Raw genomic sequence first — 10,219 nt, 5'->3', positions numbered from 1 at the left:
GACACGTTCCGCTCGGCCAACCGGCTGCTCGGCCGCGACTTCTATGGCTGGACGACGGTGTCGGCCGATGGCGATTCCGTCATGGCCTCCAACGGCCTGCCGCTCAAGATCGATTATGCCGTCGCCGACCTGCCGCTCGTCGATATCCTTTTCGTCTCGGTCGGGCTGACGACGGAATTCCCGGGCAAGAGCAAGGTGCTGGCGGCGCTGCGCAGCTGGGGCCGGCGCGGCAATGCGCTCGGGGCGCTGTCGGTCGGCTCCTATCTGCTTGCCGAGGCGGGCCAGCTCGATGGCTATCGCTGCACCATCCATTGGGAAAACCGTGCCGGTTTCGTCGAGCGCTTTCCCGACATCAACTGTACCGGCAATGTCTTTGAGATCGACCGCAAGCGCTACACCTGCGCCGGCGGCACCACCTCGATCGACCTCATGCTGGAGATCGTGCGCGGCGATTTCGGTTCCAACCTCGCCAATGGCGTCGCCAACCAGTTCCAGCACGAGCGCATCCGCTCCGCCGGCGACCGCCAGCGCGTCGGGCCGGAGCGCGACCTCACCGGCAAATCGGAGAAGCTCCGGCGCATTGTCGAACTGATGGCCGACCATCTCGACGAGCCGCTGTCGGCGGTGCAACTCGCCAAATCGGCGGGCCTGTCGGTGCGCCAGGTCGAACGCCTGTTCCTGCGCCATCTCAGCGTGACGCCCGGCCGCTATTACATGCGTCTGAGGCTCGAGCGGGCACGCGAACTGCTGCGCCAGACCAACATGCCGATCCTCGACGTGGCGATCGCCACCGGCTTCACCTCGCACTCCTATTTCGCCCAGAGCTACCGGCTGCAGTTCGGCCGGCCGCCTTCCGAGGAGCGGCGCACGACATATTGAGCGGATTGCTCTGGTGAAGGCGCCGATTTTCCCGGACTGCATCTGGGCCGCACCGCATCTGGGCTATGCCGCATCGTGGGCTTGTGTCCTGACGCGGCGTCAAATAGCTTTCCTTGCGAAGTAGGGTGTGCTGGCGATCAACAGGCCCTCGGGGGTTGCTCAGGAGAGTTTTCATGGTGGGACTTGCACGGAGCGTCGCTGCGGCCGCCCTGCTTTTGTCGATGACGGCGCTCGGCCATGCCGCCGATCGGGTTATCATCGTTCTGGATGCCTCGGGCTCCATGTGGGCGCAGATCGACGGCAAGCCCAAGCTCGAAATCGCCCGCGAATCGCTCAGAACCGTGCTGCAATCGGTTCCCGCCGACCGGGAGATCGGCTTCATGGCCTATGGCCATCGCGAGAAGGGCAGTTGCGAGGACATCGAACTTATCGTGCCGCCGCGGGCCGGTTCGGCCGATGCGATTTCCACCGCCGCCGACAACCTGAAATTTCTCGGCAAGACGCCGCTGACCGCGGCCGTCAAGCAAGCGGCGGAAGCCTTGAAATATACCGAGGACAAGGCCACGGTCGTGCTCATCACCGACGGGCTCGAAACCTGCGGCGGCGATCCTTGCGCGCTTGGCAAGGAACTGAAGGCTGCCGGCATCGATTTCACTGCTGACGTCGTCGGCTTCGGCCTGACCGCTGACGAGGGCCGGCAGGTCGCCTGCCTCGCCGAAAACACCGGTGGCAAATACATCCAGGCTTCGGATGAGAAGGCGCTGCAGGATGCGCTGGCCGAAACTGTCGCCGCGCCGGCGCCCGAACCCGCGCCTGCGCCGCAACCTGCACCTGAACCGGCGCCGGCGCCCGAGCCGGCAAAGCCGGAATTCAATTTCACCCCGACCGTGGTGCTGGCCGAGGGCGGTGATCCGCTTACCGACGGCAATGCCTGGGAAATCTACAAGGCAATGGCCGACGGTACGCGCGGCGATTCAGTGGCCACCGAATACGGGGCCTACAAGGGCAATCTCGAACCGGGTGACTACATCGTCGTCGCGCGCATCGGCGAGGCCAAGGCCGAACAGAAGATCAAGATCGAGGCGGGCCAGGTCTACAAGCCCCTCTTCACGCTGAATGCCGGCACGTTGATCATTCATCCGCGTCCAAGCGAAGGAGCCGATGTGGCCGATGGCGCGGCTGTCGTGATCGCCTATCCGGGCGCTGACATGCCCGCGACTTACTATGGCGACACGAAAGTCGTGCTGCCGGCCGGCGACGAGAAGGTGACCGTGACGATCGGGCAGGGTGTGGCGACCGAAACGATCCCGCTCGCTGCCGGCAGGGTCATCGACAAGGACATCATCGTTGGCGTTGGGCATGTGGTAGCCAATGCCTACTATACGGCCGGCGGCGACAAGGCGGACGGCTCTGGCATCGGCTTCAAGGTGCTCAAGGCGAAAAAGAAGATCGACGGCACGCGCGAAGAGGTGACCTATGCCTATGGCCCCGACAGCAAGTTCGATCTGCCGCCGGACGACTATGTGATGGCCGCTACCGTCGACCTCGCCGTCGTCGAGCAGCCGTTCAGCGTCAAGGTCGGCGAGCATCAGGATCTGAAGATCGCCATGAACGCCGGCGTATTGGCAATCACCGCGCCCGGAACCTCGAAAATCGAGATTTTCGAGGCAAGAAAGGACATCAAGGGCAACCGAAAATCGCTCGGCTATGCCTATGACGAGAAATACCAGGCGGCGCTGCCGGCCGGCGACTACGTCGTCGTCTCCGAGAAATCGGACAACAGCCGCAAGGAAGGCACCGTGACGGTCAAGGCCGGCGAGCGGGCTGAACTGACGGTTCAATAGGTTTCGCAGGCAATGAAAAAGGGGCGGCCATGAGCTGCTCCTTTTTCATGAGGGGACAAATGTCGCCGCGTCGTTCCCGAATGCGCTGGCGCCATGGTCGGCGCGGCCCACCAGTTGCCGGAACCCGGCGAAAAGCTCGCGGCCGAAGCCGAATTCATTGCCGATGAGGTCGGCATCCGCCGTCCGGCGCAGCGCGAAATCGGCCGCCGGCACCAGCACCTCCAGCGTTCCGGCCTCGGCGTCCAGCCTGATGATGTCGCCATCATGGATCCGGGCGATCGGTCCGCCCTCGACCGCTTCCGGCGTCACATGGATCGCCGCCGGCACCTTGCCGGAGGCGCCCGACATGCGTCCGTCGGTCACGAGCGCCACATGCTGGCCGCGATCCTGCAGGATGCCGAGCACGGTGGTCAGCTTGTGCAGTTCCGGCATGCCGTTGGCTTTGGGCCCCTGGAAACGGATGACGGCGATGAAGTCACCGGTCAGCGAACCGGCCTTGAACGCCTCGTTCAGCCCTTGCTGACTGTTGAACACCTTGGCTGGCGCCTCGATGATGCGCCGCTCCGGCTTCACGGCGGAAGTCTTGATGACGGCGTGGCCGAGATTGCCGGAGAGCATTTTCAGTCCGCCTGTCGGCTGGAATGCCTTCTTGAACGGCGCCAGCACCTTCTCGTCGCCGCTTTCGCGAGGGGCGGCCTCGCGCACCACGCTGCCGTCGGCGCCGAGCCTGGCCTCGACCGCATAGGGCCGCAAGCCTTCGCCCCACACCGTCTGTACGTCCTCATGCAGGATGCCTTCGTCGAGCAGTTCGCGGATCAGGAAGCCGAGCCCGCCCGCGGCGTGGAAATGGTTCACGTCGGCAAGGCCGTTGGGATAGACCCGGGCCAGCAGCGGCACGGCTTCCGACAGGTCCGAAATATCCTGCCAGTTGATGGCGATGCCGGCCGCCGCCGCCATGGCGACCAGATGGATGGTGTGGTTGGTCGAGCCTCCGGTGGCATGCAGGCCGACAATGCCGTTGACGATCGAGCGTTCGTCGATCATCCGCCCGGCCGGCGTATAGGCGTTGCCCAGCGCGGTGATCGCCAGCGCCCGCTTCGTCGCTTCGCGGGTCAAGGCGTCGCGCAGCGGCGTGCCGGGGTTGACGAAGGAGGCGCCAGGGGTATGCAGGCCCATGATCTCCATCAGCATCTGGTTGGAGTTGGCGGTGCCGTAGAAGGTGCAGGTTCCCGGCCCGTGATAGGATCGGGACTCGGCCTCGAGCAGTTCGGCGCGGCCTGCCTTGCCTTCGGCATAGAGCTGGCGGACCTTGGCCTTTTCATCATTGGGCAGGCCCGTCGTCATCGGCCCGGCCGGGATGAACACCGCCGGCAAATGGCCGAAGGTGAGTCCGGCGATCACCAGCCCCGGCACGATCTTGTCGCAGACGCCGAGATAGACGGCGGCGTCGAACATGTTGTGCGACAGGCCGATAGCCGCGGCCATGGCGATCACGTCGCGCGAGAACAGCGACAGTTCCATGCCGGGCTGGCCCTGGGTGACGCCATCGCACATCGCCGGCACGCCGCCGGCCACCTGGGCAATGCCGCCGGCCTCGCGCGCCGCGTCCTTGATCAATGCCGGAAATGTCTCGAACGGCTGATGTGCCGACAGCATGTCGTTGTAGGAAGTGATGATGCCGAGGTTCGGCACCCGGTCGCCGCCCAGCGCCGCCTTTTCGGAAGGGCTGCAGACCGCGAAGCCATGCGCGAGGTTGCCGCAGGAAAGCACGGCCCGGTTGGCGGTGCGGTTCGACGCCTCTGCGATGCGGCCGAGATAGGCCTCGCGGCCTGGTCTGGAGCGTTGGCGGATGCGCTCGGTGATGGCTTCGATATCGCGTCTTGCGGCCATGGCGTCGGTCCTTTCGAGTCCCGGAAAAACATCCTCCCACCGTCTGCCGGGACCATTGGCGAGTTGAAAATCAGGGTGCCCAGAAAACCTCTACGGTCTTGGGCGCCGCGTCGATCACGGCGCGAATGGGCTTTCTCGCGCCCAATCCCATGGCGCCTTCAAACGCGGTGCGCTTGTCCTCGCCTTCGATATGCAGCGTGATGAAACCGGCAGCGACGATCCGCGCCAGCGACAGCGTCAGTCGCGGCTCGCCGGCGCTCGCCGCATGGACCGGCAGCACGATCCTTGTCGAGGACGGGTCGAGCAATGCCGGGAGATTGTCTGCGTCGGGAAAGAACGAAGCCGTGTGTCCGTCGGCGCCCATGCCGAGTATCGCCACGTCGAGCGGCCAGGGCAGCGATTTCAGCGCTTCGCTGTCCGATGCCGCCGCATCCTCGATGCTTGCCGCCTCGTGGTAGAGCGGCACGAAGCGCGCCGCGGAGGCAGCGTTCTGCAAAAGGTTGGCTACCACCAGCGCGGCGTTGGAGCGCGGCGAGGACGGAGGCACGAAACGCTCGTCGATCAGCGTCACCATGACCTTGTCCCAGGCAATCGGGATTGCCGAGAGGGCGGCAAAGAACTTGGCCGGCGTCGTACCGCCTGAAACGGCGAGTAGCCCCGTGCCGCGTTCGGCGATCGCCTTGGTGAGGCGGCCCGCAACGTGGCCGGCAAGCGCTGCCGCCAGTTGGGGGCGATCGGCGAAGCCGTTCCAGTTGTAGGCGTTCAATTGCTCTCGTGCCATGTCCGCCCGTCGCGTTCGATCAGGGCGATCGAGGCCGAAGGCCCCCAGGTGCCCGCCGTATAGCCCTGCGCGTCCTGCCTTGCGCTTTCCCAGGCGTTCTGGATCGGGTCGATCCACTGCCATGCCGCCTCGACCTCATCGCGGCGCATGAACAGCGTCTGGTTGCCGCGGATGACATCCATGATCAGCCGCTCATAGGCATCCGGCGCCCGGCCGTCGAAGGATTGCGCGAAACTCATGTCGAGCGAAATCTGGCGCAGCCGCATGCCGCCCGGTCCCGGATCCTTGATCATGATGAACTGCCTGACGCCTTCGTCCGGCTGTAGCCTGATCACCAGTTGATTGGCGAAGATCGGTCCGGCGCTGTCACCGAAGATCGAATGCGGGATCGGCTTGAATTCGATGACGATTTCCGAAACGCGGGTCGCCAGCCGCTTGCCCGTCCGGAGATAGAACGGCACACCCGCCCAGCGCCAGTTTCCGATCTCGGCCTTGATGGCGACGAAGGTCTCGGTGTTGCTGTCCTTGCCGAGTTCCTCGACATAGCCCTTCACCGGCCCTCCGGCCGAGGCTCCGGCGCGATACTGGCCGCGCACCGTGTGCTTGGGCGCTTCGTTGCCGTTGATGCGCTTCAGCGCCCGCAGCACTTTCAGCTTTTCGTCGCGCACGGCGTCGGCGTCCATCGACGAGGGCGCTTCCATGGCGACCAGGCAGAGCAGTTGCAGCATGTGATTCTGCACCATGTCGCGCAGTGCGCCGGCCTTGTCGTAATAGGTGACGCGGTCTTCCAGGCCGACCGTCTCGGCCACGGTGATCTGCACATGGTCGACATTCGCGGAATTCCACAGCGGCTCGTAGAGCGCATTGGCAAAGCGCAGCGCCATCAGGTTCTGCACAGTCTCCTTGCCGAGATAGTGGTCGATGCGGAAGATCTGGCTCTCGTGGAAATCATCGCCGACCAGGTCGTTGAGCGTGCGCGCCGAAGAGAGGTCGCGCCCGATCGGCTTCTCCAGCACGATGCGCGAGTTCGGCGTGATCAGATCGTGTTCCCTGAGCTTGTGCGAGATGTCGCCGAACAGCGCCGGCGCCACCGCCAGATAGAAGGCGCGGATGCGGTCGCTGTCACCGATCGCCTTCTTCAACTTGTCGAAGCCGGTGCCGGTGGTGGCGTCGGCCGAGACATAGGAGAGCCGCGCCAGAAACGTCTTCAGTTCCTTGGCGTCGATGTCGACTGGCTTCACATGGTCCGAAATCGCCTGCTTGGCGAAAGCCTGAAATTCCTCGTCGGTCATCTTCGAACGCGAGGTGCCGATGATACGGGTCGGTTCGGAGAACTGATGGTCGCGCTGGCGATGGTAGAGGGAGGGCAGCAGCTTGCGTTCCGACAGGTCGCCGGTGCCGCCGAAAATGATGAAGTCGAAAGGGTCGACAGGGATGATCTGGCTGGTCATGGTCTGTCCGCTCTGACGCCGGTCGCAAGTACGCGGCTGATATATTCTAATCGATTTAAATTTTCCAGTGCCATGGTGTCACATCCCAGGGCCAATCTGTCTTCACCGATTGGTCCTAACATGTGCCCTTGACACCGGCGCGACCCGGAGGCTTGTCGCGAGCAAAGGCTCCGGGAGGCCTTCGCAGATGCAGCATAGAGCGGTTCAATGAGTGAGAAAAGCATGCGCCTGGAAAACAAGGTCGCCATCATCACCGGCGCGGCGTCCGGTTTCGGCGAGGGCATGGCGCGGCGCTTTGCCGAGGAGGGCGCAAGCATCGTCGTCGCCGACCTCAATGCCAAGGGCGCCGAACGCGTTGCCAGCGAGATCGGCGCCAACGCGATCTGGACCCAGACGGACGTCTCGTTGCGTTCCGAATTCGACGAGATGGTCTATGCCGCAAAGAGCGCCTTTGGCCGCATCGACATCATGGTCAACAACGCCGGCTACACCCATCCCAACGGCGACATGCTCGAGGTCGACGAGACCACCTTCGACCTGATCACCGCCATCAACATGAAGGCGATCTATCATGCAGCACTTGCCGTGGTGCCGATCATGGACCGGCAGGGCGGCGGCGTCATCCTGACCACGGCGTCCACGGCCGGCATCAGGCCGCGGCCCGGCCTCACCTGGTACAACGCGTCGAAGGGCTGGGCGATCACCGCGACCAAGTCGATGGCGGTTGAACTCGCGCCGAAGAACATCCGCGTCAATTGTCTCTGTCCGGTAGCCGGTGAGACCGGCATGCTGGAGAAATTCATGGGCGCCGACACGCCCGAAATACGCGAGAAGTTCCGTGCGTCGATCCCGCTCGGCCGGCTCTCGAAGCCGCTCGACATAGCCAACGCGGCGCTCTGGCTGGCGTCGGACGAGGCGGCTTTCATCACCGGCGTGGCGCTCGAAGTCGATGGCGGACGTTGTATCTGAACCGTCCGGCCATATCGGACCGCAATTTGACTTGAGCGTCCGGCGAAAGGCATAAGACACCGAAATGGCAGGGGTCGGTGGCGCAATGAATGCGAAATTGCGGAAGGTTCGCGAAGACCTGGATAAGCGGTTCGACGCCTACCGGGCAAAACGCGCCCGCGCAAAAATCAGAGCGACCATTATCGGCATAACGGGCAGTTCGGGCAAGTCGACCGTCACCAAACTGCTTGGGCACATACTGGCCAGTCATGGTTCGGTGCATACCCAGGTTCTCGCCAACACGATGAACTCGTTGGTCAGGATGCTCTACAAGCGCATTAAGAATCCGGCCGAACTCGACTATGTCATTTTCGAAGCCGGAGCCAGCGGACCGGGTACGCTCAAGCCGATGGCGGATATGCTGAAGCCGCATGTAGCCGTTGTCACCATGGTTCGCCTCGAACATTTTTCAGCGTTCAAGACACTGGAGAACGTCGCCCGGGAAAAGCGCACCCTGGTCGACGCGCTGCAGCCGGGCGGCCTGGCCATCCTCAATGCGGATGATCCTCACGTGATCGAAATGGCTTCTGCCGCCACTCATCGCGTCGTTACTTTCGGCATGTCGGAACAGGCCGACTATCGTGTGACCAACGTCCATGCCGCTTATCCGGACAGGCTGACGCTGGCCGTCCATTGGCGGGGCGGTGTGCTGGAATTGAAGACACCGTTTCCGGCCGAACATTTCTGGCTGCCGACCGCCGCGGCCATTTGCGCGGCATTGGAGCTTGGCGTGCCCCCCGAAAAAGTAGCGGCCAGCGTTGAGACATTCCAGCCGCTGGCCAACCGCTGCCAGGTTCTTGTCACCGAGGGCGGCCCGCAATTCATCGTTGATGCCGCCAAGTCGCCTTGGCATTCAATCAATCTTGCCTTCGACATGATGGCCAAGGCCACGGCGAAACCAAAGCGCATCGTTCTGGGGCAGATCTCGGACTATGCGGGCTCGACCAGAAAATACCACTACGCCTACAAGGCCGCGCGTGAAATCGCAGATCAGGTCATCTATGTCGGCGACAATGCGCACCGCTCGGGAGCCGGGCAAGAAGATCGTGATACCGGCCGGTTTGAGGAATTGCGCACGCCGAAGGAAGTCTCCGACCACATCAAGCGGACGGCTGTGCCTGGCGAACTTGTCTTGCTCAAAAGCTCGTCCAAGCTCCACCTGGAGAGGATAGCGCTTGCCTGGACACATGATGTCAAATGCTGGATCCCGGCCTGCGGCAAGCGGGAAGGATGCGACACTTGCGGCCTGTTCGAGGTGCCGTTCGATGAGCACCGCGACCATGTCAGGCAACGCAGACATGCCAGACGGTGGCGACGCTTTCGCAGCCTGCTCGGCGGCTGACGCGAGCCGGGCAATCAATACGGGGTTTTCAGACCGGCGCGGGGATCAGGCGCCGGTCTTGATGTAACTCTTGTAGATCCAGCCGCGCTTGCCGTTATAGACGATCTGGCACCACTGCTTGCAGCCCATCACCTGCACGGACGTCTTGGCGGGAACGGTGACCATGGCGGCTGCATTCTTCTTCGGGCCGGTTCGCATGGTGACGGCCCTCAGTATGCGTCCGGTGGCGGCTACCTTCCGGGACTTCGCCTTGGCCCGGTCGCTGTCGTCTGACGCTGCCGCCGGCGCTTGTGGATTCACAGCTGGAATGGCGGCTGTTTGAGCGCCGTCCGTGGCCGTCTTGCCCGGAGCCGCGACTTTGGCAAGCATTGTTGCCGCATCGTTCTTTGCCGCCGGGTCGGCGAATGCCGCCGCAGCGGCCGGTTTTTCGGCCGCTTGCTCGGATGCGGCGGCAGCGTGAGCGGACGCGGTCTTTGATCCTGTCCAGCGAGGGTCATTCGGCGCCAGCACCTGTACTTTTGCCTGCGCCGCAGCCACCGAAACCGCGTCGCCCTTAGCTGCCGCCCGCGGCAGCGCAGCGGCCGTTGTTGCCGCCGGGATGATCTTGGTTGTCTTTACCGGAATGGTCGGAACGGCCTGCTCGGGGCTCGCGACGGCTTGTCTCTCACTGGCCGGCAATGCCAGCCACAGCGCCACCGCGGCCACGCCAAGCAGCGCTGCGGTGCCAAGCGCGGCGATCACCAGATGCGAGTTCGAGCGGACTCCTTGCCAGAAGGTAGGCCGCATGTCGTAGCCAAACTGCATCGCAAAGCGCCGTCGTTCCGGCATGCCGAAACTGAAGGGCTCTCTCACTCTGCCACCTCCATTTGCGGGCCGATGTTCTTTCGATCCGTGCCGGAAAAACCGGCGTTCGATCGGCATCGGTCCCCAAAAAACACGTGCGGGCAAGCCCGCAAAAGCCCCGCTTAACTACCCACAGCCTGCATCTTTCAACCGCGATTGTGGCATCACTGCGCCTTTTTCC

The 10,219-nt window shown here is 63.6% G+C and carries 8 protein-coding genes; 4 read left to right on the top strand and 4 right to left on the bottom strand.

The window, feature by feature from the left end; genetic code table 11:
• Window positions 1-879, top strand: an 879-nt coding sequence (locus CN311_RS20040; RefSeq protein ID WP_097575459.1) for a GlxA family transcriptional regulator, incomplete at its 5' end; no start/stop codon positions are given.
• A gap of 173 nt (window positions 880-1,052) precedes the next feature.
• Window positions 1,053-2,723 carry a vWA domain-containing protein gene (locus CN311_RS20035; RefSeq protein WP_097575458.1) on the top strand — a complete coding sequence of 557 codons (1,671 nt, stop codon included), beginning with the start codon at window positions 1,053-1,055 and terminating at the stop codon, window positions 2,721-2,723.
• 45 nt (window positions 2,724-2,768) lie between these two features.
• Here CN311_RS20035 and edd read toward each other — a convergent pair whose 3' ends face one another.
• The 3 genes from edd to zwf form a co-directional block, all read right to left on the bottom strand.
• A complete protein-coding gene (edd, locus tag CN311_RS20030) occupies window positions 2,769-4,613 on the bottom strand; it encodes a phosphogluconate dehydratase (protein ID WP_097575457.1) in 1,845 nt (614 codons plus the stop codon).
• Window positions 4,614-4,683: 70 nt separating this feature from the next.
• The gene (gene pgl, locus CN311_RS20025; RefSeq protein ID WP_097575456.1) at window positions 4,684-5,394 is read right to left on the bottom strand and encodes a 6-phosphogluconolactonase; all 711 of its coding nucleotides are present in this window, start codon (window positions 5,392-5,394) and stop codon (window positions 4,684-4,686) included.
• The gene (zwf, locus tag CN311_RS20020) at window positions 5,376-6,845 is read right to left on the bottom strand and encodes a glucose-6-phosphate dehydrogenase (protein ID WP_097575455.1); all 1,470 of its coding nucleotides are present in this window, start codon (window positions 6,843-6,845) and stop codon (window positions 5,376-5,378) included. Before zwf ends, pgl begins: the two co-directional genes overlap by 19 nt.
• Window positions 6,846-7,067: 222 nt before the next feature.
• On the opposite strand from zwf, the gene CN311_RS20015 reads away from it, so the two are divergent.
• Window positions 7,068-7,814, top strand: coding sequence for an SDR family oxidoreductase (locus CN311_RS20015; RefSeq protein ID WP_097575463.1), 747 nt, complete (start codon window positions 7,068-7,070; stop codon window positions 7,812-7,814).
• Window positions 7,815-7,899: 85 nt separating this feature from the next.
• Window positions 7,900-9,195, top strand: coding sequence for a Mur ligase family protein (locus CN311_RS20010; protein ID WP_097575454.1), 1,296 nt, complete (start codon window positions 7,900-7,902; stop codon window positions 9,193-9,195).
• A gap of 45 nt (window positions 9,196-9,240) precedes the next feature.
• Here CN311_RS20010 and CN311_RS20005 read toward each other — a convergent pair whose 3' ends face one another.
• On the bottom strand, window positions 9,241-10,047 hold the full coding sequence (locus CN311_RS20005; protein ID WP_097575462.1) for an SH3 domain-containing protein: 807 nt from the start codon (window positions 10,045-10,047) through the stop codon (window positions 9,241-9,243).
• Window positions 10,048-10,219: the final 172 nt, after the last annotated feature.

Source organism: Mesorhizobium sanjuanii (assembly GCF_002529485.1).
GTDB classification, from domain to species: domain Bacteria; phylum Pseudomonadota; class Alphaproteobacteria; order Rhizobiales; family Rhizobiaceae; genus Mesorhizobium; species Mesorhizobium sanjuanii.
This window is presented reverse-complemented; position numbering and strand designations above follow the sequence as displayed.

Bases quoted from the DNA above. Each gene is read 5' to 3' on its own strand.
- CN311_RS20035 (WP_097575458.1), top strand. From the start codon at position 1,053: ATGGTGGGACTTGCACGGAGCGTCGCTGCGGCCGCCCTGCTTTTGTCG.
- CN311_RS20015 (WP_097575463.1), top strand. From the start codon at position 7,068: ATGCGCCTGGAAAACAAGGTCGCCATCATCACCGGCGCGGCGTCCGGT.
- edd (WP_097575457.1), bottom strand. From the start codon at position 4,613: ATGGCCGCAAGACGCGATATCGAAGCCATCACCGAGCGCATCCGCCAA.
- zwf (WP_097575455.1), bottom strand. From the start codon at position 6,845: ATGACCAGCCAGATCATCCCTGTCGACCCTTTCGACTTCATCATTTTC.
- CN311_RS20010 (WP_097575454.1), top strand. From the start codon at position 7,900: ATGAATGCGAAATTGCGGAAGGTTCGCGAAGACCTGGATAAGCGGTTC.
- pgl (WP_097575456.1), bottom strand. From the start codon at position 5,394: ATGGCACGAGAGCAATTGAACGCCTACAACTGGAACGGCTTCGCCGAT.